General features: G+C 75.7%; 23 protein-coding genes. 6 read left to right on the forward strand and 17 right to left on the reverse strand.

Annotated features, from left to right (window positions below; genetic code table 11):
- Positions 1-3 precede the first annotated feature (3 nt).
- Positions 4-1,425 (forward strand): MFS transporter, encoded by a 1,422-nt coding sequence (locus tag OOT42_RS17645; protein WP_273652452.1) that lies wholly within the window; start codon positions 4-6, stop codon positions 1,423-1,425.
- 64 nt (positions 1,426-1,489) lie between these two features.
- Here the strand turns inward: OOT42_RS17645 and OOT42_RS17650 are convergent, their stop codons facing one another.
- Positions 1,490-2,467, reverse strand: a complete 978-nt coding sequence (locus OOT42_RS17650; protein WP_273652453.1) for a M15 family metallopeptidase — start codon at positions 2,465-2,467, stop codon at positions 1,490-1,492.
- Between the two features lie 214 nt (positions 2,468-2,681).
- Here OOT42_RS17650 and OOT42_RS17655 point away from each other — a divergent pair, with 214 nt between their 5' ends.
- Complete coding sequence (locus OOT42_RS17655; protein WP_273652454.1) at positions 2,682-3,692, forward strand: DUF3806 domain-containing protein; 1,011 nt, start codon at positions 2,682-2,684, stop codon at positions 3,690-3,692.
- A gap of 19 nt (positions 3,693-3,711) precedes the next feature.
- Here OOT42_RS17655 and OOT42_RS17660 read toward each other — a convergent pair whose 3' ends face one another.
- Entirely contained in the window at positions 3,712-4,404 is a 693-nt protein-coding gene (locus OOT42_RS17660) for a LiaI-LiaF-like domain-containing protein (RefSeq protein ID WP_273652455.1), read from the reverse strand.
- Positions 4,405-4,531: 127 nt separating this feature from the next.
- Between OOT42_RS17660 and OOT42_RS17665 the strand changes: the two genes are divergently transcribed.
- Positions 4,532-5,710, forward strand: coding sequence for an RtcB family protein (locus tag OOT42_RS17665; protein WP_273652456.1), 1,179 nt, complete (start codon positions 4,532-4,534; stop codon positions 5,708-5,710).
- A gap of 136 nt (positions 5,711-5,846) precedes the next feature.
- On the opposite strand, the gene OOT42_RS17670 is transcribed toward OOT42_RS17665, so the two are convergent.
- The 13 genes from OOT42_RS17670 to OOT42_RS17730 form a co-directional block, all read right to left on the reverse strand.
- Complete coding sequence (locus OOT42_RS17670) at positions 5,847-6,134, reverse strand: hypothetical protein (RefSeq protein ID WP_273652457.1); 288 nt, start codon at positions 6,132-6,134, stop codon at positions 5,847-5,849.
- Between the two features lie 87 nt (positions 6,135-6,221).
- Positions 6,222-10,841: an FtsK/SpoIIIE domain-containing protein gene (locus OOT42_RS17675; RefSeq protein ID WP_273652458.1), complete on the reverse strand. Its 4,620-nt coding sequence runs from the start codon at positions 10,839-10,841 to the stop codon at positions 6,222-6,224.
- Positions 10,842-10,912: 71 nt separating this feature from the next.
- On the reverse strand, positions 10,913-11,185 hold the full coding sequence (locus tag OOT42_RS17680) for a WXG100 family type VII secretion target (protein WP_273652459.1): 273 nt from the start codon (positions 11,183-11,185) through the stop codon (positions 10,913-10,915).
- A gap of 95 nt (positions 11,186-11,280) precedes the next feature.
- Positions 11,281-14,106 carry a LysM peptidoglycan-binding domain-containing protein gene (locus OOT42_RS17685; RefSeq protein ID WP_273652460.1) on the reverse strand — a complete coding sequence of 942 codons (2,826 nt, stop codon included), beginning with the start codon at positions 14,104-14,106 and terminating at the stop codon, positions 11,281-11,283.
- Positions 14,103-14,561, reverse strand: coding sequence for a pilus assembly protein TadG-related protein (locus OOT42_RS17690; RefSeq protein ID WP_273652461.1), 459 nt, complete (start codon positions 14,559-14,561; stop codon positions 14,103-14,105). The genes OOT42_RS17685 and OOT42_RS17690 overlap by 4 nt, the downstream gene beginning before the upstream one ends.
- Positions 14,558-14,956 carry a TadE/TadG family type IV pilus assembly protein gene (locus OOT42_RS17695; RefSeq protein WP_273652462.1) on the reverse strand — a complete coding sequence of 133 codons (399 nt, stop codon included), beginning with the start codon at positions 14,954-14,956 and terminating at the stop codon, positions 14,558-14,560. Before OOT42_RS17695 ends, OOT42_RS17690 begins: the two co-directional genes overlap by 4 nt.
- A 47-nt stretch (positions 14,957-15,003) precedes the next feature.
- Positions 15,004-15,438 carry a TadE/TadG family type IV pilus assembly protein gene (locus tag OOT42_RS17700; RefSeq protein WP_273652463.1) on the reverse strand — a complete coding sequence of 145 codons (435 nt, stop codon included), beginning with the start codon at positions 15,436-15,438 and terminating at the stop codon, positions 15,004-15,006.
- Positions 15,435-15,659 (reverse strand): hypothetical protein, encoded by a 225-nt coding sequence (locus tag OOT42_RS17705; protein ID WP_273652464.1) that lies wholly within the window; start codon positions 15,657-15,659, stop codon positions 15,435-15,437. The genes OOT42_RS17700 and OOT42_RS17705 overlap by 4 nt, the downstream gene beginning before the upstream one ends.
- Positions 15,660-15,728: 69 nt before the next feature.
- On the reverse strand, positions 15,729-16,649 hold the full coding sequence (locus tag OOT42_RS17710) for a type II secretion system F family protein (protein WP_273652465.1): 921 nt from the start codon (positions 16,647-16,649) through the stop codon (positions 15,729-15,731).
- Positions 16,646-17,542, reverse strand: a complete 897-nt coding sequence (locus OOT42_RS17715; RefSeq protein WP_273652466.1) for a type II secretion system F family protein — start codon at positions 17,540-17,542, stop codon at positions 16,646-16,648. Before OOT42_RS17715 ends, OOT42_RS17710 begins: the two co-directional genes overlap by 4 nt.
- Complete coding sequence (locus OOT42_RS17720; RefSeq protein WP_273652467.1) at positions 17,542-18,852, reverse strand: CpaF family protein; 1,311 nt, start codon at positions 18,850-18,852, stop codon at positions 17,542-17,544. Before OOT42_RS17720 ends, OOT42_RS17715 begins: the two co-directional genes overlap by 1 nt.
- A gap of 10 nt (positions 18,853-18,862) precedes the next feature.
- On the reverse strand, positions 18,863-19,645 hold the full coding sequence (locus OOT42_RS17725) for a hypothetical protein (RefSeq protein ID WP_273652468.1): 783 nt from the start codon (positions 19,643-19,645) through the stop codon (positions 18,863-18,865).
- A 2-nt stretch (positions 19,646-19,647) separates the two neighbouring features.
- Positions 19,648-20,370, reverse strand: coding sequence for an SAF domain-containing protein (locus OOT42_RS17730; RefSeq protein ID WP_273652469.1), 723 nt, complete (start codon positions 20,368-20,370; stop codon positions 19,648-19,650).
- A 266-nt stretch (positions 20,371-20,636) separates the two neighbouring features.
- Here OOT42_RS17730 and OOT42_RS17735 point away from each other — a divergent pair, with 266 nt between their 5' ends.
- Positions 20,637-21,563: an FHA domain-containing protein gene (locus OOT42_RS17735; RefSeq protein ID WP_273652470.1), complete on the forward strand. Its 927-nt coding sequence runs from the start codon at positions 20,637-20,639 to the stop codon at positions 21,561-21,563.
- A gap of 67 nt (positions 21,564-21,630) precedes the next feature.
- Here the strand turns inward: OOT42_RS17735 and OOT42_RS17740 are convergent, their stop codons facing one another.
- Together OOT42_RS17740 and OOT42_RS17745 are read right to left on the reverse strand one after the other, a co-directional pair.
- On the reverse strand, positions 21,631-22,656 hold the full coding sequence (locus OOT42_RS17740; protein WP_273652471.1) for a hypothetical protein: 1,026 nt from the start codon (positions 22,654-22,656) through the stop codon (positions 21,631-21,633).
- Positions 22,650-23,249 carry a hypothetical protein gene (locus OOT42_RS17745; RefSeq protein ID WP_273652472.1) on the reverse strand — a complete coding sequence of 200 codons (600 nt, stop codon included), beginning with the start codon at positions 23,247-23,249 and terminating at the stop codon, positions 22,650-22,652. The genes OOT42_RS17740 and OOT42_RS17745 overlap by 7 nt, the downstream gene beginning before the upstream one ends.
- Before the next feature lie 200 nt (positions 23,250-23,449).
- Here OOT42_RS17745 and OOT42_RS17750 point away from each other — a divergent pair, with 200 nt between their 5' ends.
- The gene (locus OOT42_RS17750) at positions 23,450-24,277 is read left to right on the forward strand and encodes a hypothetical protein (RefSeq protein ID WP_273652473.1); all 828 of its coding nucleotides are present in this window, start codon (positions 23,450-23,452) and stop codon (positions 24,275-24,277) included.
- Positions 24,274-25,719, forward strand: coding sequence for a hypothetical protein (locus OOT42_RS17755; protein WP_273652474.1), 1,446 nt, complete (start codon positions 24,274-24,276; stop codon positions 25,717-25,719). Before OOT42_RS17750 ends, OOT42_RS17755 begins: the two co-directional genes overlap by 4 nt.

The raw sequence follows: 25,719 nt of genomic DNA on the forward strand, positions 1-25,719 counted from the left end.
TGGGTGCTCGTCGCGACGGTGCTCGGGTCCGCGCTCGCGTTCATCGACGCGACGGTCGTGACGATCGCGCTGCCGCGCATCGCCGACGAGCTCGACGCGACGACCGCCGACCTCCAGTGGACGGTCAACGGGTACGCGCTGACCCTCGCGGCGTTCCTGCTGCTCGGCGGGTCCCTCGGCGACCGGTTCGGGCGACGGCGTGTGTTCCTCGTCGGGGTCGTCTGGTTCGCGGTCGCGTCGCTCGCGTGTGCGCTCGCGCCGACCGTCGGGCTGCTCGTCGCGGCCCGTGCCCTGCAGGGCGTGGGCGGCGCGCTGCTCACGCCTGGGTCGCTCGCGATCATCCAGTCGACGTTCGCGGGCGAGGACCGTGGCCGCGCGATCGGCGCGTGGTCCGGGCTCGGTGGCATCGCGGGCGCGGTCGCACCCTTCCTGGGTGGCTGGATCGTCGAGGTCACGACGTGGCGGTGGGTGTTCGGCATCAACCTGCCGCTCGCCGCCGTCGTCGTGGTCGTCGCGCTGCGCGCGGTCCCCGAGACGCTCGACCCCGGCGCGGTGCGGCGGCTCGACGTGGCGGGCACCGTGCTGGCAGCCGTGGGGCTGGCGGCGCTGACCTGGGCGTTCACCGCGTGGACCGAGGACGGCGCGCTCCGGCCGGCCGTCGCGGGCGTGCTCGCCGCCGGGGTGCTCACGCTCGTCGCGTTCGTGGTCGTCGAGTCACGGGCCGCGGCGCCGCTCGTCCCGCCCGCGCTGTTCCGCTGGCGGCCGTTCGCCGGCACCAACGCGGCGACGCTCGTCGTCTACGCCGCGCTCTCGGGCGTGTTCTTCTTCCTCGTCGTCACGCTCCAGGTCGTGTCGGGCTACTCGCCGCTCGCCGCCGGGCTCGCGCCCGTGCCCGTCACGCTGCTGCTGCTCGTGCTCTCGTCGACGTCCGGCGCGCTGGGCGTGCGGTTCGGCCCCCGGCTGCCGATGACCATCGGGCCGCTCGTCTGCGCGGTCGCCGCCGTGCTGCTCGCCGGCATCGGCCCGTCCGCGCCCTACCTGACGGCCGTCCTCCCGGGAGTGCTGCTGTTCGGGCTGGGCCTCGCCGCGGTCGTCGCGCCGCTCACCACGACCGCCCTCGCGTCCGCGCCCGACCGGCTCGCGGGCGTCGCGTCGGGCGTCAACAACGCCGTCGCGCGCGTCGCCGGGCTGCTCGGCATCGCCGTGCTCCCGCTCGTCGCGGGGGTGGGCAGCGCCGGTCTCACCGACCCGGACACCCTGGCCGACGCACACCGCGTCGCGATGCTCGTGTGCGCCGGGCTGCTCGCCGCCGGCGGGCTCGTCTCGCTGCTCACGGTCCCGTCGTCCGCGTCCGCCGTCCGCCCGCCCGCGGAGATCCCGCCCGACGACCGACCGCCGACCGCGCGGTCTGAACGCGCGGGCTGACCGTCGGCGACCCTGTCCGCCCGTGCGCCCGTTCGCCCGTGCGCACGAGGACCGATCGGGCGGTTCAGCCGCGGTACTCGAAGTGCCAGTACTCGGGGTTCGAGCCGTTCTGCCGTGCCCACGACGGCACGACCCACCCGTACGACGGACCGTTCGCGACGAGCCAGTCGCGCTGCGGCGTGCCCCAGCCGTACTCGCACGGCAGCTCCGGCACGTCCATCGCGAGCCCGGTCCCGTGCGACGACGTCCCCGGCACCGCCGCGACCGTCCCGAGCGCCTCGCGCATCGCCACCTGCGTCGCGTAGTCGCGGTACGTGAGGTCGAGGTCCAGGTCGTGCCCGAACCGGGCGCGGAACGCCACGTTGAGCCGCTCGAGCGCGGCGGTCGCGTCGTTGCGCAGGTAGTAAGGGGTGCCGCGCGGGTCGACGTCCCACGACACGGCCGCGAGCGCCGACGGCGGCAGCTTCCCGTTGGACCCGTCGCCGCCCTCCGTCGCGGGCGACGTGTAGAACGGCGGCCCGCTGTACGTGGTCTCGCACGAGGGCGGCGCGCTCGCCGGCGCGCCACCACCGGACGGCGCCGGTGAGCGGGTCGGACGAGCCGCCGCGGCCGCCTGCGCCTGCTGCCACTGCGCGTGCGCGTCCGCGACCGCGGCCTGCGCGGCACCGAGCGTCGCGGCGACGCGACGCGCCGTCGCGACCGACGGTCCGGGGTCCGCGGCCACCGCGTCCGCCTCGGCGAGGACCGTCGCGAGCGCCTGGCGCACGGCGTCGTCCGCGACCTTGCCCTCGGTCGTCGCGAGTGTCGCGCGCGCCTGCTCCGCGAGCGCCGCGAGCGCGGCGCCCGCCTCGTCGCGGGTCGTAGCCGTGACCGCACGACCGGCCGCCGCGTCCGACGCACCCCACAGCGCGACGTCGCCGTCCCACGAGCCGACGGCGTCGTCGACGCGGACCACCGCGGCCTGCTCGTCGCGCGCCCGGTCCTGGCGGTCGACGTGCGCCCACGCCCCGGCGGCACCGCCGACGAGGGCGACGGCGGCCACGGCTGCGGCGACGAGACGGAACTGGATGCGGGCTCCCGGGGACGAGGACGGCGGCCGTGCGGTGCCGTCGTTCGGCCGCCAGGCTAACCACGCACCGCGGCCCCTGCCCACCGCCCGCGGGTCACCGCCGGTATGCACGCAGGTCACGCCCGCCATACGGTGGAACCGCCGATCCCGGTCTCAAGAGCCCGCGCCGCGCCGACGATCCAGCCGTATGAGCGAGGACCGGACGTCCCCCGCGCAGGCCGCCACCGTGCCCGGCCTGCGCCCCCTCACGGTCGGCGAGCAGGGCCACCTCGACAGCCTCCGCGCCCACGTCCGCCGCAGCCGCACCGACCTGACCGACGTCGCCGACGTCGCCCGGCTCGTGCACGAGACGTACACCGGCTGGGCCGACGACGCCGGCGCGGCCGTGCCCGAGGGTGTCGTCGCGGCGCTCGGCGTCGTCGTCGGCGACCTCGTCGTCGCGCGCGCACCCGGCGCGCACTGGGTGCTGCGGACCGCGGGCCCGACGCCGACGCCGTGCGTCGTCTCGCCCGACGGCGAGGCCGCGGTCCTCCCGCTCGACGACATCCGCGCGCGCTGGGACATCGGCGTCACGCCCGACTGGGCGTCCGGCTACGTGACCGCAGCGGCCGCCCACCTCGCCGTGTCCGGCCTGCACGCCGAGGACGCCGTCGACGGCGGACCCGCGTTCGAGGTCCCGCAGCAGCGCACCCCCGCAGCGGCGTCCTCGCTCCCGCGCCGCACCGCCCCGCAGGCCGACGAGGCCGCGGCCGCGCCCGCGAGCGGCTACCGGACGCCCGGCGACCTGCCCGAGCCGCCGTCACCCGCCGCGCAGGACCTCGGGCTGCGGGCCCTGGAGCACGCGCTCGACGCGGTGCTCGGCGGCGAGTGCCCGCTCGTGACGTTCGCCATGACCCACGACGGCGTGCAGCGCGTCGTCCGGACGTTCCCGGGCGACTCCCGCGAGTCCGCCGACGAGGCGCGCGCGTGGATCCGCTCGTCGGGTGCCGTGTGCGCGGTCGTCGCGTGGGAGGGCGAGCTGCCGGGCGACGAGCCCGGGACGCACGCCGTCGTCGTCGAGGCGTCCGGCCCCGGCCGCCCGAGCATGGTGGTCGGCCACCGCTACGCGCCGGCGCGGTCCGGTGGCGAGGGTCGGGCGCGCGGTGCGCGTCCCGTCGGCGAGCCCGTCGTCGTCGGGCAGGGCGACCCGCTCCTCTGACGGCACGCCGCTCGCGGCGTCAGCGGGCGGGCGCGTCCAGCGTCTTGCCGTGCTTGATCTCGACGCCGCCCATGACCGCCGTGACGTGCACGAGCAGCTGCGGTGCGTTCGGGTCGAGCGGCGGCGTGGTCTTGTCCTCCCACCCGCCCAGCAGCGGCAGCCCGCTCACGTGCACCCGCCACGTCGGCGGCACCTTGATCTCCACGCCGGCCCACATGACGAACACCGCGATCTCCGCGCGGTCCACGATGTCCGCCGCCCGCAGGTCCAGCTCGATCCCGCCCATGAGAGCCGTCAGGCTGCCGCCCCGGAACTTCTGCGACCGGGTGCGCCGCTCCGAGCCCCACCACATGACGGTCGAGTTCACGACGTCGTCGTCCTCGCTCGCCCTGCCCACGCGCGTCAGCAGCGCGAGCCCGACGAGGATGATCGCGACGGGCCAGAGGATCTCCCACACCGAGAACTCGACGAGGTCGAGCGTCTGCAGCAGGAACAGGACGCCGACGGCGATGATGAGCGTCGGTCCCGCCCACGCGCGCGGCACGGTGACGAGCGCCGCGACCCCCACGCCGACGATGACGAGCGGCCACCAGTCCGCCGCGATCTGGCCGAGGTCCGCGGTGATCACGTCGAGCTGCACGAGCAGCGCGACCACCCCGAAGACGAGCAGCAGCGTGCCGAGGAACACCTGGACCGGCGGTCGACGCGTCATGACCGCACCGTAGCGGCGACCACCGGCGTGTCGGCAGGGGCCCGAGGTCCCGGGCCGGTGCGGCGCCCGGGTGACGGTCGACAATGAGGTGGGAGCCCCACCGCCGCCGCTGTCAGGATCGCGCACCATGACACGCCAGCACCTCACGAAGACGCTGGTCTCCTGGGCCTCGATCCTCGACGACAAGGCCCGCGACCAGGCCGTCGCCACGTCCACCATGCCCTTCGTGTACCCGCACGTCGCGCTCATGCCCGACGCGCACCTCGGCAAGGGCGCCACCGTCGGCTCGGTGATCCCGACCCTCGGCGCGCTGATCCCCGCGGCCGTCGGTGTCGACGTCGGCTGCGGCATGATCGCCGTCCGCACGCAGTGGACGGTCGAGCAGGTCCGCGCCGCCGGGTCGCTCACGCCGCTGCGGCAGCGGATCGAGCGGACCGTCCCGCTGTCGGCGGGTGCCGCGAACCAGCGCCTGACGCCGAGCGCGGAGGCGCGCGTCGCGACGCTCGAGGCCGCCGCGGAGAAGGCGGGCTTCGACCCCGGTGCCTACGCGGGACGGTGGGCGCTCCAGCTCGGGTCGCTCGGCTCCGGCAACCACTTCATCGAGGTGACCGCCGACGAGACCGGCACCGTCTGGCTGTTCCTGCACTCCGGGTCCCGGGGCGTCGGCAACAAGATCGCGCAGCACCACATCCGTGTCGCCGCCGAGCTCTGCCAGAAGTGGTGGATCTCCCTGCCCGACCGCGACCTCGCGTACCTCGTCGAGGGGACGCCCGAGTTCTGGGCGTACGTGCGCGAGCTGCGGTGGGCGCAGGAGTTCGCGCGGCTCAACCGCGAGGAGATGATGGACCGGGTCGTCGCCGCGATCGCCGAGCACATGGGCGAGGACGTCGTCGAGGCCGAGCGCGTCAACTGCCACCACAACTTCACGGAGCAGGAGACGCACTTCGGCAAGTCCGTGTGGGTGTCCCGCAAGGGCGCCATCCGGGCCCGCGCCGGCGACCCCGGGCTCATCCCCGGGTCGATGGGCACCGCGTCGTATGTCGTCGTCGGCAAGGGCGACCCGCTGTCGCTGTGCTCGTCGCCGCACGGCGCCGGGCGTGAGCACTCCCGGACCGCCGCACGGAAGCTGTTCACGCGCGACCAGCTCCGCGAGGCCATGGCGGGGATCGAGTACCGCGACACCGACGCGTTCCTCGACGAGATCCCGGCCGCCTACAAGGACATCGACCGGGTCATGGCCGACGCCGCCGACCTCGTCGAGGTCCGGCACGTCCTGCGTCAGCTCGTCAACGTCAAGGGCGACTGACCCCGACCGTCTCCCCGACGTCACCGTCCGGGTCCGGCGGCGCGGCACCACGCCGTCGCCGCCGGACCCGTCACGGACCCGGGCGGGCGCCGACGACTCCCGCGAGCGCGGTCAGACGCGGTACCAGCGGGCGCGGTCAGACGCGGTACCAGCGGGCGCCGTAGCGGCGCGTGACCGAGCGGCCGCTGATCTCGGCGAGCTCGTCCAGCCGTGCGAGGACGGCCCACCCGATCCGTCGCGCGGCCTGGTCGTCGTCCGCCTCGTACCGCACGGTGACGCGCGCCTCGCCGCGCACGACGTCCACGTCGTGCGCCTCGACCGCGGTCTGCGCGCGCGCCACGGCGACGGCCTCCGGCAGCACGTCAGGGGCCGCGACGCCGGGACGCGACGTGCTGACGGTGGCCCGGACGCGGTACGACGGCACGGCACCCCTCCCGGCAGGTCACGACGACGACCGCCGACAGGTGCGGCGGACGCCCAGCGTCGCACGCGGCGCTCGGGTGCGAGGACGTCAGGGCGTCGGCACCTGGACGAGCTGCCACGACCCCGCGCCCACGAGCAGGCCGCGGCCGGGAACGCCCGCACCGAGCGCCGACCGCGGCAGACGCAGCCCGAACAGGTCGCCGTCGTTGGGCGACGACGGCGCGAGCAGCAGGCCGTTGCGCGACTTCTTCATCGTCGCGGCGGGCCCGCGGTACCCGCTCGACAGCTCGTCGGCCGACCCCGCCGCGACCACCAGACCGGGCCGGTCCCGGAGCGCGCCGAGGTGCGCGACGATCGCGTCCGCGAGCGGCCCGTCGGTGCCGACGAGCTCGAGGTCGTCCACCAGCAGCACCGTCGGGGTGTCCCCGGCGGGCACGAGGCCGGCGAGCAGCGCGGTGATGTCGTCCCGGGACGCGTCCAGGTCGAGCGACCCCAGGACCCCCGGGTGGCCCGCGAGGTCGCGCAGCGGGCTGCGGCGCGGCGTGACGATCCCGACGGTCCAGCCGCGCTCCAGCGCGGACGTCCCCATCGTGAGCAGCGTCGTGCTGCGCCCGGACCGGCGGGGCCCGACGACGAGCACCCCGGGCCCGTGCTCCTCGGTGTCGAGCCCGAACAGCGTGAGCGAGTCCCCGCCGACGCCGGCCGGCAGCGTCGTGCGGCCGAGCGGGTCGCCGCCGAGCGCGAGCGCCTCGGCGAGCGTCAGGCGGGTCGGGAGCGGGTCGACGCGGAACGGGACCTGCGCCGCGGGCGTCGACGCGGTGCGCGGGTCGGCGGCGTGGCGGGCCGTGGCCTCACGGGCGAGGCGCTGCAGCTCGGCGACCTGCGCCGGACCCGACGTGTCCTCGACCAGCAGGGCCACCTGCAGCTCCTGGCTGCCCTGCGACCGGAACGCGCGCCCGTCGGGCAGGTTCGTCGGGACCTCGCGCGGCGCCAGCCCGACGGCGCCGTAGTCCCCCACGTCGGACATCGGCAGCATGACGCGGTCCTCGGTGAGCGTCGACACGCGCCCGGCGAGCAGCGACCGGTCGCCGCTCACGACGACCTTGACGCCCGCACCCGGACCCTCCTGGAGGATCTGCGTCCAGAGGTCGAGGAGCGCCCCGGCGTCGTAGTCCTCGAACGCCTGGACGAACCCCTCCCACCGGTCGAGCAGCACCAGCAGGTACGGCAGCCGGTCGTCGGGCGCGACGCCCGCGCGCTGCTCGGCGACGTCGGCGAACGACTGCTCGGCGAGGACCTGCTGGCGGCGGGAGATCTCGGCGCGCAGCCGCCGGGTCAGCCGGGCGACGCGGTCGGGCTGGTCGCGCGGCACGACGGCGCCCGTGTGCGGCAGCGCCACGAGCGGGAGGAGCGCGTTGTTCCCGAAGTCGAGGCCGTACACGTGCACGTCCCGCGGCGACAGGCGCTCGGCGACGGCGGCCGCGAGGGCGCGCAGCACGCTCGACCGGCCCGTGCGCGGGGCGCCGACGACGGCCAGGTTGCCGGCGCTCTCCAGGTCGTAGCCGGCGACGTCCCGGCGCTGCTCGGCGGGCAGGTCGACCAGGCCGTACGGCAGGTGCAGCGGTCGCGCGGCGAGCGCGGCACCGCCCTGCGCGGCGAGGTCGGCGGTCGTGACCGTGGTGGGCAGGGCCGGCAGCCACGGCGGCGGGGGCGCGGCGACGCGCGCGAGGTCGGCGGCGGCGCGCACCGCCTCGACGAGCGCCGCCAGGTCCGTGGGGGCATCGTCGTCGTCGCGCTCCGCTCGCGGCGGGGCGGCGGGCGGGCGACCCACGTCGCCCCACGTCAGCGGCGTGAGCGTCACGCTGTCCGACGGACCGGACGCGCCCGGCGGGCGACCGCCCACCCGCGACGACTGGAACGCGACGAGGCTCGCGTGTCCCAGCCGCGCGTACGCCCGACCGGGCAGGCTCGGCGGGATCTCGGCGGCGTCACCCGACTCGATGACGTCCTGGCTGTCGTTCTTGTCGGTGACGCGCAGCGCGATGCGCAGGTTGGTGTTCGACTTGATCTCGGCGCTCACGACGCCCGCGGGACGCTGCGTCGCGAGCAGCAGGTGCACGCCGAGCGACCGGCCCCGGCGCGCGATGTCGACGAGGCCGGTGACGAAGTCCGGCAGCTCCGCGACGAGCGCCGCGAACTCGTCGATGACGATCATGAGCCGGGGCATCGGCGCGTCGTCGGGTGCGCGGCCCGCGAGGTAGTCCTCGATGTCCTTCGCGCCCGCGCCCGCGAGCTGGTGCTCGCGGCGGCGCAGCTCGGCGGCCAGGCTGTCGAGCGCGCGTCGCGTCAGGTGCTCGTCGAGGTCGGTGACCATGCCGACGGTGTGCGGCAGGAGGTGGCAGTCCTTGAACGCGGCGCCGCCCTTGTAGTCGACGAGGACGAACGTCATCTCGTCCGGGCGGTTCGCGACCGCGAGGGACGCGATGAGCGTCTGCAGCAGCTCCGACTTGCCCGAGCCCGTGGTGCCCGCGACGAGCCCGTGCGGGCCGTCGGCACGCACGTCGACGGTGAACGGCCCGTCGGTCGTCTCGCCGATCACCGCGCGCGTCGTGCGGCCGCCGCGCGCCCACACCTGCGCGACCGCCTCGGCCCGCGGCGGGTCCAGGTCGAGCACGTCGAGCAGGCGGGACGACGTCACGAGCGTCGCCGCGAGGTCCTCCGAGCTGATGTCGCGGATCGGGGCCAGCGACCGGCCGAGCCGCTCGAACCAGCCGCGCGGCACGACGTCGGCCCGGACGCCGTCGACCGGCTGCCGGCCCGCGACCGACACCGTCGTCCGCGGCCCGTCGACCACGACGACCGCCTGGCACTCCTCGGGGAGCTGCCGCTCCTGCTCGTCGACGCAGACGAACAGCACGCCGACCGACGGCCCCTCGCGCAGGAGCGTCACGAGTCCGGGGAGCAGCCGGATCCGCCGGGCCCCGTCGAGGACGACGAGGACCGGTGCCCCCACCGGCTCGCTCCGCATCCCGTTCCCCCGTGCGGCCGCCCGGCGGCGCTCGACGAGGTCGAGCAGCTCGGCGACCCGGCGGGCCGTCGTCTCCTCGTCGTTGCCGACCGCGGCGACCGGGCCCGCGTCGCGGCGCGCGTGCGGCAGCCAGCGCACCCAGCTCCACGCGTCGTCGCCCTGCCCGTCCGTGAGCACGACGACCGAGACGTCGGCGGGCGAGTGCGCGGTCACGACCTGCGCGAGCATCCACGCGGCGACCGCACGACGCTCGTCCGGGGGTCCGGCGACGCCCGTGACACCGGCGGCGGCGAGCGGGACCGCGACGGGCACGTCGGCGGCGCTCCAGTGCTGCTCGCGCTCGTGGTCCTCGCGCGCCGGGTCGTGCAGCGACACCTCGCTCTGCACGTCCGCGGTGCCGATCCGCGCGAGCATCCAGTCGGGGTCGGTGCGTCGCCGCTCCCACAGCCGGGCGCGCGGGCCCGTCGCGAACAGCAGGACGGAGGCCGGGTCGGGGAGCTCGCGGCGGCGCGCGGCGCTCTCCTCGCCGAGGGCGTCGTACGCCTGCCGCTCGATGCGGGCCGTGCGCTCCGCGTAGGTGCGGACAGCCTCGACGTGCTGCGTGCGACGCGTGCCGCGGGAGGAGACGTAGTTCGACACGGCCATCATCGGCGACAGCACCATGATCACGAGGCCGTAGGGCGACTTCGTGAACAGGTACATCGCGACGCCCATGACCAGCGGCAGGACCATCATCGCCAGCGGGAACCGCAGCTTGTCGGGCGTCTTCGGCTCGGCCGGAAGGCGGAAGTCGGTGGGGCGCAGCGGCGGCAGGAGCCGCGGAGGCCGGTTGTAGTCGAGCGCGGCGCCCGCGGGCGACGGCGACAGCGACGCGTCGGCGGGCAGCACGTCGGCGGTCTCGAGGACGACGTCGCCCACGACGAGCGACTCGCCGGGCCGCCACGGCCGCGGGCCGTCGAGCGCCGTGCGGTCGACGTGGACGAGCGGGCGGTCGAGCTCAGGGTCGACCTCGACGACGCCGTCGAGCCCACGGCGGGCGTCGGCGAGGCGTCGCGTGTACCGCTTCGACGCCTTGCGGGGGGTCGCGTCGGCGTCGGGACGGCGGACGACGATCGGCCCCTCGAGCGGGCGCCGTCGCGCCGGGGCGGGCCGGGTGACGCCGAGGACCGACGGCTCGGGGTGCAGCGTCCGCGACCCGTCGAGACCGACCTCGAGCACGACCGCGCGCGCCGGGACGTCGCCCTCGACGCGCACTGACGCGGACGCCCCGCCACCGATCTCGTGACGGCCGACGCCGAGCCGGTGCACGCGGCCGGCACCCGGGCCGGACACGACCCGCACCTCGCACGCGCCCAGCGGCTCGTCCCAGGGGTCCCCGGGGTCGGCGCCGACGCCGACGACCGAGCCGTGCCGCAGAGGGGAGGTCTCGACCGGCTCGTCGGGGTCGAGCACGCGTCCCCGGGACCAGAGCGGCGGCGCGTCCTGGTCCCACGGCCGGACCTCGACGACACCGAGGTGGCCCGATCCCCGCGGCACGACACGCGCGTGCACCCCGGACGTGTGCGCGGCGACGGCACGGGCGACGTCCCGCACGCGCGCGCCGGGCGCGCAGTCGAGCACGACGTCGACCGGCTCGGACGCCGCGTCGGGCGCCGCACTGAGGATCAGTCGCACTCCCATGCCCTTCTCGCCGCGGCCTCGCCGCAGACACGTCCGGCCCGCCGCGACGGGCGGGCCGGACGTGTCGTCGCTCAGATGCGGTCGCCCTCGCCGGTGGCCGCCGCGATGTTGTTGTGGTTGGTCCGCACGTCGCTCGCGGCGCCGTCGAGCGCCTCCTGGAGGCGGTCGAGGTTGGTGCGGTAGTCCTGCCACAGCGAACGGAAGTCGTCCGCGTACTTGCCGGTCCACTCCGTGGCGTTCAGCCCCTGGTCGACGTGCGACTTGATGTCTGCGGCCTGCTGCGCGTTCTGCTGGAACGTCTTGAACAGCGCCTGGAGAGTGCTGAGCTCGGCACCAACTGCCACGGTGGTTCCTCCTCGGTAGGAGCGCCGCCCGGTCGGGCGGCGCGACATGCGGACATTACCGGCAAACCCCGCCACGCCGGGCGGGGGTGTTCGTGCTAGGCCCCCGCCCCTCCGGCCTCGGACGACTGCGGCGCGAGGTCCTCGACGACCGCCAGGGTCGCCGGGCTCATGGCGTGGACACCGGCCGCGCGCAGGGTCGCCGCGAGGTCGCCCGCCGCCTGCCGGACCGCGTCGGGCCCGCCGACGAGCGACGCGGCACGCATGAGGTCGCGCCACAGCAGCTCCTCGGTCGGCGCGAGGCGCAGCCCCGCCCAGGCGGCGGCCTGTGCGGCGCCCGGGTCGTCGTCGTGGTGGCACAGCAGCACGAGCCGGTGCACGGCGTCGACCAGCAGGGCCCGCGACGCCCGCTCGAGCCGCACACGCGCCAGCCACGCGTAGCGCCCCGGGGGCCGCACCGACAGCACCGTGCCGCTCGCGAGGTCGAGGGCGGCGGCGAGGTCCGCGCGCTCGGCCTGCGGGCTCGCCGCACCGCGGGACCGTGCGAGCAGGGTCGTGACGACGTCCCAGTCGACGACCACCTCGGGTCCGAGCGCGACGCGGCCGTCCGCACCGCGGAGCAGCCGGGGACGTCCGGTCGCGTCGGTGCCGAGCCAGCGGACCGCCCGCTCGAGCGTGCCCTCGCGCACCTCGGCGGTCACCCCGCCGGGCCACAGCGCGGCGGCGAGCACGTTCGCGTGGACGCCCTCGGGGTGCAGCGCCAGGAAGACGACGAGCTCGGTCAGCAGCGCGCGCCGGCTCTCCTCGACGACGCCGGGGCTCTCGACCCGGGGCTCGCCCAGCACCAGGACGCGCACGGGTGCCGCCGCGAGGTCGGCCGGGGTCCGCGGCCGCAGCGGCGCGGCGACGTCGGGCCGGTCCACGGCCCCTTCGTGCGCGACCGCGCCGTGCCGCGCGTCGAGGGCCGGGGCGGGCTCGGGCACCTCGGTGAACAGCTCGCCGAGGGCCGCCACCTGCCGCGACGTGAGGCGGTTGGACTGCACGTCGACGCCCAGCAGCCGGGCGACGAGCCGACCGTCGGGCTGCGCGACGAGCTGCCAGCGCGCGCCGGGCAGGTCGCCGACGCACACGACGCCGAGCGGCGACCGGCGGTCCGTCGTGGCGACCGCGACGACCTGCTCGGCGAGCGCACCGGTCGGCGCCGCGCCGAGCACGAGGTACTCGGGCACCCACGCCGTCGCACCGTCCGGCCGCACCCGCCCGGACAGCACGTCGCCGTCGTGCGTGCCCGCGCGGCGACCGTCGAGCCGGTCCAGCACGTCGGACGCGGACGCGGCGCGCGCGTACCGGCCGCCAGGCAGCGCGTCGAGGCCGTCGGGCAGGTCGACGCCCGTGACCCGCAGCCCGTCGGACCAACGGTTCGTCGCGAGCTCGGCCGCGAGCGCGGTCGCCACCTCGCGCGCCACCTGCGGGTCGCCGACGACGCTCACGGGTCCCTGCGCGCTCTCGAGGTCCAGCAGGACGTCCCGGCCCTGCGTGTCCCGGCCCAGCGAGACCAGCCCGGGGAACGGGGCCGGACCGCCGGCCTGCGCCGCGTCGACGTCGTCCGCGGCGAGCCGCCACGTCGAGCCGTCCGCCGCCGCCTGCCAGGGCGCCGGCGCGCCGGGCGTCGACGGGGACAGCCGCAGCTCGAGCGCGTCGTCGGAGACGACGGCGGCGACGACACCGGGCAGGGGTCGACCGGCCTCGCGGTGGGCGGCCGCGAGCTGGCGCAGCCCACGGTCGAGCAGCAGCGCACGGCGCGGGTCGGCACCGACGCGCAGCGCGACCTCGAGCTCGACGGCGTCGTCCGACGGCTCCCCCGTGCGGTGGCGGCGGCGCAGCCGGTCCAGCGCGGCGAGCAGCCCGACGGCGAGCAGTCCGCCGCCCACGAGGAGCGCGGTGCTCGACGTCGACGCGTGCACGGCGTCCGCGACGGGCGGGGCCTGCGCGTCGTCGGCCGCGGGCGCGTGCTCGGCCGGCGGCGCGGGCGCGACGGGAGCGGGGGCCTCGGGCGCGGGCGCGACGGGGGTGACCACGGCGGTGACGCGCTCGACACCGGTCGCGTCCTCCGGCATGACCAGCAGCCAGTTCGGGTAGATGAGCCGCTCGAGCGTGAGCTCGTGACCGTCGGGCTGGTCGCGTCCCTTGTTGAGCTCGAACACCTCGCTGTACCGGCGGCCGTCGCCGAGGGTCCGCTCGGCGATGTCCCAGAGGTTGTCGTGGTAGCGCCCGTCGGGCACCTTGACCACGTACACCCGCTGGCCGAGGAGCTCGGCGCCCTCTTCGGGGCTGAGCTGGACGTCGCCGAGCCAGTACGTCGTCTCGCCCTGCGCGGCCTCGGCCTCGGCGGGCGCTTCGGTGACGGCCGCGACCGCCGCGACCTCACCGGCGACGGCGGGCGCCGAGATCGCGACACCGACGTCGCTGTGCGCGGGCGAGTGCGGCGCCACGGCGGCGGACGCCTGACCGGCCGCGGTCGCCAGGAGCAGGACCGAGACGACGAGCGTGCGGGCCAGCCGCTGGCTCGGCCCGGCGAGCGGCACGCGCGCGGGCAGCCCGACGCCCGAGAGCGCGGAGCGCAGCTCGACCGCGGTGCAGATCGTGAACTGGAGCCAGGCGAGCCAGACGATCCACACGAGCACCGCGAGGAGCTGCTCGACGCCGATGGTGCCCGTGAGCGCGTCCAGCGACGGCAGCGAGCGCGGGATCGCCGGCGCGGCGTCGAGCGCCAGCAGCCCGGCGGGCACCCCGACGACGAGCAGGAGCAGCAGCACGGCGGACAGGACAGACGACGCGACGCGGCGCGGACGCTGCTCGACGTCCGCCTGGAGGAACCTGCCCGGCCCGGTCTCGCGGTCCGACCGCAGCTCGGTCTCGTTCACGGTGCTCCCCCGATCTCGGTGACGATCCCGACCGCCGCGCGCGCGGTCGCGCTGCCCTCGACGGTGAACGTGTCGACCCCCGCCAGCTGCAGCAGGACCGTCGGCACGACGTCCTCGACCTCGACGGTGACCTCGTCCTGCGCCGCGGTCACCGTCATGCGCCCGGGTGCGTACCCACGCACGGACAGGAAGTCGACGGCCGCGTCGCGTGCGGCGCCCGGGTCGATCCGCGCCTCGCCCGTCGCGCGCAGGTGGGCGACGTCGAGCTGGTTGGCCGCGGCGCGCGCCGCCTGCTCCGCGTCGTCGACGATCGCGACGCGCGCGTTGACGGCCCGGCCGCCGTCCGCGACGAGGCCGACCACGGCGAACAGGACGAGCACGATCCCGATCACGAAGACGGAGGCCGACCCCTCGTCGGCCCGGGGTCGGGGCGGGCGGCGGTCGCGCACGGTCATGCTCCTGTCCTGCGGTACCGGTCCACGGGCGCGGCCGACGACGCCTCGACCTCGACCGTCCCGGGGAGCCCGAGCATGCCGAGGTCCGACCAGGACACGGTGCAGGCGACGTCGACGCGGACCACCTCCCCGGCCGCGAACGTGCCGCCGAGGTCGACGGGGTCGCACGTGAGCGACGCCGGGGTGCCGGCGGCGGCGGTCGCCCGCGCGGCCGCGAGCGCGCTCGCGCCGTCCCGCTCGAGCGTCGCGGCGCGCACCGCCTCCCGCGCGATCGCCTCCGCCTCACCCTCGGCGGACACGTACCGCCCGGCGGCGACGACGAGCAGCGCCACGAGCAGCAGCACGGGCACGAGCACGACGACCTCGACGGCCATCGAGCCGCGGTCGTCCCGCACGGTCCGTCCTCCCACCGGGGGCCGCCTGCGTCCGTCCGCCGGGCGCGTCACTGGTCCGCCCGGAACCGCTCGACGGGACCCTGGACGACGGCGCTCACCCGCGGCGCCAGGCCCTGCACGATCTCCTTCGAGCGGGCCGAGACCTCGACCCGCACGGAGTCGGGGGTCGGCCGGCTGATCTCGACGTCGAGGTCCAGCAGGTTCGGGCCGCCGATCAGCTCCGCGAACTCGACCGCGCGAGCGCGGGCGGCCGTCTCCGACTCGGGCGTGCCGCCGCCGGTCCGCACGACGCGCGCGGTCTCGCGCGCGACGGCCCCGACGAGCTGGTTGCCGTGCCACGTCAGCGCGAACTGCACGGTCACGAGGATCACGAGCATGAGCAGGGGCGTGTAGACGGCGAGCTCGATCGAGCTCGCGCCACGGTCGCCCCCGCCGCCCGCGTGCAGCCGTCGGCGGATCGGGGTGGGGAGCGGAGCGGTCACGGTCCGCCCGGGGCGTCGGGCATCTCGATCGACTCCGCGGCGTCGTTCGCGAGGTTGTAGATCACCGTGCCGACCACGCCCGCGAGCAGCACGAGGACGCCGGTGATGATGACCCACTCGATGACGGACGCGCCGGCGTCCTCCGCGAGGCGGGCGCGCTGGTAGCGGCGTCGCAGCTCCATGACGAGGTAGTCGACGACTCCCCTGTGGGGAAAGGTCATGTCAGCACCGTCCTTTGTCGAGTGTCCGTCTCGTGCGGTCGTGGCCCGTCCGCTCGTGCCGTGGGCGGGTCACGTCTGGCCCATCACGCTCTGCAGCGCCGGGTAGAGGAGGAAGACGAGGAAGCCGACGGCCAGCAGGAGCTGCGCGACGAGCATCGACTCGGAGCTCTCGCCCGCCTTGCCCTCGGCCTCCGCGAGCTCCCGTCGGCGCATCGAGCCCGCGCGCGCCGCGAGCGAGTCGCGCACCTTCGCGCCGTCCTCGGCGACGAGCGCGAGCGCGGCGGCGAGGTCCCGCAGCTCGTCGACGCGCAGCTCCGTGCCGAGCCCGCCCAGCGCGGACCACGGCGTCTCGCCGCGCAGCCGCGCACCGCCGAGCGCGTCCCGGATCCGCACCATCGCCCACCCGTCGCTGAGCTCGGACGCGCCCTGCAGCGCCTCGGGGACGCCGCGGCCGGCCGCGAGGCTCATCGAGACGAGGTCGAGGAACGACCCGACGACGTGCCGGAAGTCGCGGCGCCGTGCGGCGGCCTGCGACCTCACCGCGAGCCACGGGACCGCCGCGGCGCCGACGCCGACGAGGAGCGAGACGAGCAGCGGCACGGACAGGTTGACGTCCACGTGCAGCGCCACGAGCACCGCACCCACGACGAGCGGGGCGAGGAAGCCCCCGACGAACGCGAGCACCGTGCGCGCGAGGAACGCGTCGAGCGTGAGTCCCGTCATGGCGAGGTCCGCGCGGAGGGCGTCCAGCGGCAGGCCGGTCGCCGTCACGCGGCGTGCAGCCTCGCGGCCGAGGGCGAGCTGCCAGCGCGCCCCCTCCCCGGCCTTCGGGTCCACGCCCACCGCACGCGCGTACGCGCGGCTCTGGCGCCGCTCCTCGTCGAGCCGGGCGAGCGCGCTGCCGGCGTGCGTCGGCGGGGGTGCGAGCACGACGACGAGCAGGAGCACACCGAGGCCGACGACGGCCCCCGCGAGGAGCACGAGCGTCACGACGCACCCCCCACCGGCGTCTTCGCGTCGACCTGCGGCTGACCGTGGCGGTCGGACGTCGCGACGAGGAAGCGGGCCGGGACGTCGACCCCCGAGAGGCGCTTCATCCACCAGAACCCGGCGGCGAAGAGCGCGATGACGACCACGAGCACCGCCTGCCCGGTCGGGGTGCCGTACGGCGCGACGTACGTCGGGTTCAGGATCGCGAGGCCGAAGATCATGAGCAGCGAGAAGCCCATGACGATCTGCGCGGACCGGCGCGTCGAGGACCGGCCCGCCGACACGCGCTGACGCATGTCGAGCTCGGCGCGCGCGGACTCCGACACCGACGTGAGCACCTGCCGCAGACCCGGGCCGCGCAGGCGCGAGTTGAGGATCAGCGCCGCGACGACGAGGTCGGCGCTCGGGTCGTCCAGGTCGTCCGCGAACCGCTGGAGCGCCGTGCCGAGCGGCACCCGGACACGCAGCCGGTCGACGAGCATGCGCAGCTGCGGCTGGATGGTCGGCGACGCCGCGTAGACGGTCGCGGGGATCGCCTGCTCGAGGCCGACCGCACCGGCGATCGTGTCGCGCAGCGACTCGGCCCACGACGCGAGGCCCTCGAGGCGTGCCATCGCCTGCCGCTCCGCCTTCGCCCCGCCGAAGAGCGACGTCCACGACAGCACGAGCGCCGCGGCGGCGACGGCCGCGACGGGCCAGCGCGTCACGACGAGGACCACCACGGCCGCGACGGCCGCGAGGAGCGCACGGCGCCCGAGCCGGTCGACGAGCGACGGGCCGCCGTGCACGACGCCCGCCTCCCGCGTCCGCGGTCGCAGCGACTCGACGAGCAGCGCGATCCCGAGGCCGACGACGGCCCCCGCGAGGACGATGAAGACGGTCGACGGCGCCATCACAGACCCCGCATCGCGTAGCCGGGCGAGTACCCCACGGCGACGAGCTCGTCGAGGCAGGCGATGGGCGCGGACGCGACCGCGACACCGTCCGGCCCGGGCGCGAAGACCTCGCTGGACAGCACGCGGCCGTCGATGCCGTTGACCTCGCGGATGCTCGCGACGAACCGGCGCAGCCGCCCGCCGTGCAGGTAGTCGTTCTGCTTCTGCACGAACACGACGAAGTCGATCGCGCCGGCGATGAGCATCATCGTCGCCTCGACGGGCAGGCGTTCCTGCGACTGGATCGCGTACGTCGAGATGCGGTTGAACACCTCGATCGACGAGTTCGCGTGGATCGTCGACAGCGAGCCGTCGTTGCCCTGGCTCATCGCGTTGAGCATCGTGACGATCTCGTCGCCGAGCACCTCGCCGACGATGACCCGGCTGGGGTTCATGCGCAGGCTGCGGCGCACGAGCTCCGCCATGCTGATCGCGCCGTTGCCCTCGGAGTTCGGCAGCCGCTCCTCGAACGCGACGACGTTCGGGTGCAGGTCGGGGAACTCCCCGAGGCCGAGCTCGAGCGCGCGCTCGACGGTGATGAGCCGCTCGTGCGGGCGGATCTCGTTGGCCAGCGCCCGGAGCATGGTCGTCTTCCCGGCGTTGGTCGCGCCCGCGATCATGATGTTCTTGCGCGCCGCGACGGCCGCCGACAGGAACGCCGCGACCTCGTTGGTCACCGAGCCGAGCCGCACGAGGTCGTCGAGGTGCACGCGCGACAGGCGCGCCCGCCGGATCGAGATCGAGGGGCGCGCGCAGACGTCCATGACCGCCGACATGCGGCTGCCGTCGGGCAGGCGGATGTCGAGCTGCGGGTTCGCCGAGTCGAACGGGCGGCTCGACAGGCCCGAGTACGCGCCGAGGATCTGGATGAGCTCGACGAGCTCGTCGTCGGAGTCCGCCACGGGCGGCATGCGCGCCTCGCGGCCGTCCGCGTACTGCACGAAGACGTTGTCGCACCCGTTGATGTCGACGTTCTCGACGTCGCGGTCGTCGAGCAGCGGCTGGAGGCGGCCGACGCCGTAGAGCGCGGCGTGGATGCCCGACGCGAGCTCGCTCTCCTCGACCGGCGACGGCGGCGTGCGACCCGCGGCGATCTCGGCCCGCGCGTACGCGTCGAGCACCCGGTTGACGACGGCCCGCGCGAACTGCCGCTCGTCCTGCCCGGACATCTGCGCCACGCCCGCCGCGGCGTCGTCGCGACGCTGCCGCGCGAGGACGTCCGCGACCTCCTCGCGGAGCCGGCGCACCAGCGCCTGGTCGACCGCCACGCGCGCCCCCTCAGATCCCGGCCCGCACGGCGCCCTGCGACGCGGCGAGGTCGGACACGGGTGCGACGAGCTGACGGACGGACCGCACGAGCAGCGAGCGCTCGACGCCGCGGTCGAGACGGCCGGCGACGACGTCGGCGGCGCGCTGGTCCTCGGCGACCTGCCCGACGACGGTCACGGGCAGCCCCTCGTGCGCGAGGAGCTGCGCGAGCTCGGTGAGCGACCGGCGGTCCCGGCTGTCCGCGACGAGCGCGACGCCGAGGGCGGGCATCCGGCGGGTCGAGGTCGCGCGCATCTGGGCGAGCCAGCGCAGCCGCTCGCGCAGGTGCGCGTACGACTCCAGGCGCGGGCGCGCGAGCAGCACGAGCACGTCGGCCGCCGCGACGACGGGCATCACGGGACTGCCGGCGTGCACCCGCCCGCAGTCGACGACGACGTCCCGCGTCGGGTGGTGCGCCAACGCCGCCGCGAGCGCCGGCACCGCCGGCGCGATCCCCGTCATCTGCTCGGGGCTGGTCACGCCGCACAGCACGTCGAGTCCGCCCTCGATCTGCTGCAGGTGGTCGTCGAGGCTGTCGTTCGCGAGCCCGCGACGCGCGTCGGCCGCGAGCGACAGGATCCCGCGCTCGGGGTCGAGCGGCCCGCGCGCGGCCGTCCGGCCCAGCAGCGACACGTCCCCGCCGGCGGGGTCGGCGTCGGCGAGCACCACGTCCGAGGGCCACACGCCGGCGAGGACGCGCGCGGTCGTGCTGACCCCGGGCGAGCCCTTCGCGGAGCCGATCGCGACGAGCACGGTCAGCCCCCCTGACCGACGACCGGCGTCCCGCGGCTCACGAGGACGGCCGAGAGCGACGCCTCGGCGGCCGCCGCGGCCAGCTCGGCGCCGTCCGACTCGTCGACGATGAACGTCGCGGTCACCTGACCGCCGTTGGCGCCCTCCGTCGGGGTGGTCGCCGAGCTCACGAGCGCGTCGGCCACGAGCACGGTGCCCTTGCCGTCGGCGACCCGGACGAGCTGGACGACGTCCCCCGCGACCAGACCCGACGCGGGCGCGCGCCCCTCCTCGAACGACGCACCGACCGCGACCTTGCCGTCCTGCAGCGTGCGGGTCGTGGTGAGCATCGACGTGTCGACGAGCTGGCCCTTCGTGACGGCGATGCGCGCGAACTGGCCGACGACGAGCTCCTGCTGCGACGCGGGCACCAGGAGGGTGCCCTCGGACGCGACGGGCGTGGTGGCGAGCGCGTCGGCGGTGATCTCCTCGCCGACCGCGATGTCCCGGGCCGCGACCAGCACGGGGACGCGCTCGTCGGCGCGCAGGGCGAGCAGCCCGGCCGCCGCGGCACCGCCCACGATGAGGAGCACCGCGAACGCCGCGAGCAGCGGGCGCCGCTCGCGCGGCGCGTGCGGGAGCCGATCGGCGCGGACCGCACCGGCCGACCTCATCCCGCGCTCGTCACGGGCGCGGCGGCGGTCCTGCGCGGCCACGCCCCCGGGCGTGCTCGTGTTCACCGTCATCGATGGGGGTCCAACCTCACGCTGCGAGCGGATCGTTCAAGGACTGCACGACTATAGGGGCAAATCGGACGGCCACGGTCGCGCCCGGTCGGGGTCTCGACCGGTCCCGGCGCGTCTACCATGGCCGCCGACCACAGCCCGAGGAGGCCTTCCATGCCGACGAGCGCGCACTTGCCTGCGGCGACAGCTCCCGCGCGACGAGGCACCGCACGCCCGTCCGCAGGCGGCACCCGGTGACCGCACGCCCGCACAGTTCACCGGATCGGGTGGCGACCGTCCCGGCGACCTGGCCGCTCGTCCGGGCACAGCTGCGACCCGACGGCACCGGGACCGTGCACGTCAACGAGCACGCCTCCGCGTGCGCCGCCGCGTCCACGGACCGGCTGCGGGCCGGTGCGCTCGCGCGCGCGGTCGCGGTGGCCCGGACCGTGGGGCGGCCGGTCCGCGTCGTGCTCGCCGACGCGAGCGGCGCGGTGCTGCTGGCCGCACACCCCGACGGCACGCTGCGGACCCTCCCCGCCGAGGGCGCCGGTGCGCCCGTGGACGTCCCGCCCGCGCCCTGCCGCCGGTGCGGGTCGGACCAGCCGGTCGTGGCGCTGGCGTGCGCGGCGTGCGGGACGCTCGAACCGCTGCGCGTGGAGACCGAGCCGGTCGCCCTGCTCGAAGCGGCGACGCTCAGCCGGCCCGACGAGGCGCTGCTCGCGTCGCTCCCCGCACCGCGGCCCGTCCCTGCCCTCCCGACCGCCCCGGACGACGCCGGGCACCAGGAGTCGGGCGACGTCCTGCCGGGCACGCTGTCACCGGTCGCCGTCCCCGGTCTCCCTCCCGAGGCCGAGGCGGCGCGGACGGCGCGCGACGCGACGACTCCGTCGCGCGGGCCCGTGCTCGTCCTCACCGTCGACGGTGGTCCGCCGGTGCGCGTCCCCGGCGGTGCGTCGCTCGGCCGCGACCCGGTGGCCCCCACCGGGCGGACCCCCGTGCGGGTGGTCGGGGCGACGGTGTCGAAGACCCACGCGCTCGTGGACGTCGAGCCCGACGGGACCATCCTGGTCACCGACTTCAGCTCGACGAACGGGACCCACGTGCTGCTCGACGCGCCCGTGCGGCTGGTCCCGCACACGCCGGTCGCCGTGCCTGCCGGGACCGTGGTGCTGCTCGGCGAGGTGCGCTGCACGCTCGGCCTGAGCACCTGAGCGGCTGAGCGGCTGAGCGCTGACGCGAGCGCGGACGTCTCCGGCCCGCGCCGCCGCACCGGAGACGTCAGCGCGAGACGACGCCCTGGATCTCGGCGACCGGGATCTCGCTCGTCGCGGAGATCGTCTGCGCGGGCAGCGCCGTCGGGTTCGGGTCCTCCGAGGAGACCCACGACGCGGTCCACGTGGCCTGCGCGGTCAGCGTCGCGGTGGGCTGCGACTGCCCCGCCTTCACGGGCTGGTTCGCGCTGGACCGGAAGAACCGCAGCGAGCACGTCGTGGACGCCGCGCCCCCGCCCCACGGGGTGCCCGTGTCGGGGCAGGTCACGGACTCGGCGCCGGGTGCGCTGACCTGCAGCGCGGAGAGCGCGGCGTCGACGCGCGCCCACGTGCCCGACGGGATCTGCGCGGTCACCGAGACCGTGGTGGCGGCGTCCTCGACCCACACCCAGGTGTCGGCGCCGACGACCGTCGCCCCGGTCCCCGTCATGCTCGGGTTCCAGCGGATCGTCCCGCGGGGCAGGTCCATCGACTCCGACGCGATCTGCGCGAGCACCTCGGGGTCGACGTCCGCGTCCTGCGGCGGCACCGGGTCGGTCGGGCCGACCCAGATCGCCGGGTGGGAGAGGTAGTACTCCGTCGCGACCTCGCCGGGGACATCGGCGCGGCACGACGCCTCGTACCAGTGCCCCTCGGTGTCGGTCGCGTGGTCCTCCCAGCCCTGGTGCAGCAGGCCCTGGTTCGCGAAGTCGTCGAGGGTGTCGGACTCGCGGGCCTCCCCGCCGAGCTTCCAGTACTCGTAGTACTGCGCGCCCGTCGGACCCCGGCCCATCCAGCACAGGGGCGCGACCGTGCGCGTCGTGGTGCTGCTGAACGTCCGGCCACCCGACGTCGACCCCGACTGCGACACCGTCACCTGGATCGACCCGCCCGACGACCCGCCGCTCGTGCCGGTGCCCGAGCCGCCGCCCGAGTCGCCGGGACCCGCGGTCTCCTCCTGCCCGAAGGGCGGGTCCTCCGCCGCAGCAGCCGTCACCTGGGCGAGGACCAGCGCGGCCGCCAGGCCGAGGACGGCGGCGGGCCGCCTCAGCATGTCCCCGACACCTCGTTGGTGGCGACCAGCCACCGGTCCTCACCGGGTACGCGGGTCAGGGTGTAGGACTTGTGCTTCTTCTCGCCGAACCCCGCCTCCGCGGGCGTGTAGGTGCGGGTCGCGTCCGCGAACGTGGCCTGCGAGAAGTCCTCGCAGATCTCGCCGGTCGCCTGGTCCCCCGTGACGACGACGTCGCCCACGCGCGTCTCGAGGACGCCGCCGATGGAGGCCTGGATCGCGGTGTTCTGGTCGACGACCTTCTGCATGGCCCCCTGCAGCTCGGGCGAGGCGATGACGGAGAAGGCAGGGCTGACCGTGTTGGTCCGCATGGTCCGCCAGTACTCCTTCTCGTACGTGGCGAGCCAGTTGTAGACGTCGGCCTCGTCGCCCGTGAGCGTCGGCACGTCGGTGAACACGATCCCGAGCTCCGGGTCGGACAGGTCGTCCACCTCCGGCTCGGCGGTCGGGGTGGCGCTCGGCGTCGGGGTCGTGGTCGGCGCCGCGGTGAGGCCTGCGGGCTCCTCCGCCCCGCCGCACCCCGCGAGCAGGCCCACGACCAGCGTCGACACCACGACCACCACGATCCGGCTCATCTGCGCCCTTCCCTGCGACCACGGCTCGGCGACCGAACCGACCGATACCGTACCGAATGCCCCGTACGGACGCGGCGCCCCGGCGACCCCTCCCGTGGCGGGCGCCGTCCCAGGCCACGGTGGACGAGCGGTCACGCCACCTGCGTGGTCACCACTAGGGTGCTGTCCGAAATCGGCGGATTCGAAGGGTGGACGTGAGCATGGCTCGTCTGGACGTCGTGCGGCGCAGGGTCGCCCTGAGCGAGGACGAGCTCGAGACGCTCCGCCTCCTGCACAACGGGGAGCCCGCACCCGAGGAGGCGCGCGCCGCGCTCGTGGCGTCCGGCGTCGTCGACGAGGACGGCGCGGTGCACCCGCTGGTCGTGGACCTCGTCCGGACGGTGACCGACCCGATGATCCAGGCCGCCGTCGAGTCGGCGGGGCCGCAGGGGCCGACGCTCGCCGTGCTCGCGGTGCGCGAGGAGACGGTCTGGTACACGGACCCGTGGCCCCAGGGCGACGAGGAGGCGGTGTACTGCCAGGACGAGCTGCCGCAGGTCCTCTGGATCCTCGCCCGGCTCGCCGGCCTGCGCCGCCGCGAGGTGCCGAAGATCGCGACACCGTTCACGGTCCCGCTGCGCGCGGTGGACGCGGTCGTCCAGACGATGGGCCTGACCGACGACACGTGGGAGCCGGCCAGGGTCGTCGCCACGGCGCAGCTCGAGCGCTTCTTCGGCGAGGTCGCCGAGGCGGACCGCTCGATGCTCCTCGCGACGCTGTCCTTCCTGGAGTCGACCGCGCGCGTGAGCCTCGTCTGGGGCCCGGACCCCGCGACCGACTCCCGTGGCCTCGCGCTGTGGGACTGCGGGCCGGGCGGGTACTGGGTGCGCGAGCAGCCCGCGGAGCCGCTGCACGCCGAGGACGTCACGCCGGACACGCTCGCCACGTTCCGCCCGGTGTCCGGCGGCGAGGTGTGGCAGCTCCTCGCGGGCCTCCTGCCGTCGTCGGGCGACCTGCGCTCGGTCCTGGCCCGGGTCGGCGCATCGTGACGGTCAAGGTCGACAAGGAGGTCCTGGCGGCGACCGTCGTCGCGCTCGAGGACCTCGCCGAGGACCTGCCGGCGCTGTTCTCCCGCGCCTCCGCCCTCGACGCACGCGTCGACCTCGCGGGCCTCAACGGTGCCGAGCAGTGGGCGCGTGACGTCTCGAAGGACCTGCGCCAGCGGATCGGCGTGCTCGAGCACATGGCGCAGGCGAACCCGACGTTCGGGGGCGTCAGCATGACCGCCGACCAGGCGGCCGCGATCGCGGGCCAGTCGATGTCCGTCGAGGACGCGCTGATCGCGGTGCACGCGACGAACACGGCCCCGAACGCCTGGAACGACACCGACCCCGCCAACCTCGCCGAGTGGTTCGAGCAGCTCCAGGCCGAGGCGCTCGAGAAGCTCGCCGGGATGACCGACAGCGAGCAGGCCACGGCTCTCGTCGACGCGTACCACGACGTCCAGAACTTCGTCGTCGGTGGTGGCGCAGCGGTCGCCGCCGCCGGGACGCTGTTCTTCCAGGGCGGCCCCGCGCTCGCGCGCTGGCTCGCCGACCGCAAGATCATCCAGCCGGGCCTCGCGGCGCTCGCGGAGTCCGACGCCGCCTGGGCGAACCGGCTCTCGGCGGCCCTCACGGCGGCGGACCGCCGCGGGCTCGCCGGCAAGGTGCCGTTCAAGTACCCCGGCTCGTTCGTCCCCAACACCGTCGGCAACTACCTGCTCAAGCTCGCGCCGACCGTCGAGGACTTCGACGCGTGGGTGACCCGCATGTCCTCCGCGACGCAGACGTACGCGGTGAACGGCGAGATGCAGCCCACGCTCCTGGCCAAGCTGCTGCAGAGCGAGAAGGGCGTCCAGGCGACGACCTGGGTCTCACGGGTCCTCGGCACGACGCGCACCGGGCAGCTCGCGACCCGGCTCGCCACGTGGGGCAACGCGATCGTCGGCAAGCCGTGGATCAACCCGGCGACGGGTGTCGTCGTCGCGCGCGGCGCCGGCAACCTCCTGACGATGGCGAACCAGTCGGGCGTCACGACGATGCTCCGGACGGCGGGCGGGCTGCGGGTCCTCGGCGTCGCGGGCAGCGCCTTCGCGACGGTCGACGGTGCCGTCGGGCTCTACAACAACTTCGACGAGAACAACCGGCTCTGGTCCGAGGGCGGCACGAAGGGCAAGGCGCACGTCATCGGCGAGTACGCCGAGACGGCGTTCAACGCGTCGATGACCGCAGCCCTCATCGCGCCCAACCCGGTGACGCTCGGCCTGGTCGCCGTCACGGGTCTCGTCTGGGCAGGAGCGGAGGTCGTCGAGCACTGGGACGACATCACCGCGGCGTACGACACGGCCGTCGACTGGGCGGGCGACCGGGCCGAGGAGGCCGGCGAGTGGGTGGGTGACCGGCTCGACGACATCAAGGAGTCCGACCTCAACCCCATGAACTGGTTCTGA

The sequence above is a fragment of the Cellulomonas fimi genome, from assembly GCF_028583725.1.
GTDB lineage: Bacteria > Actinomycetota > Actinomycetes > Actinomycetales > Cellulomonadaceae > Cellulomonas > Cellulomonas fimi_B.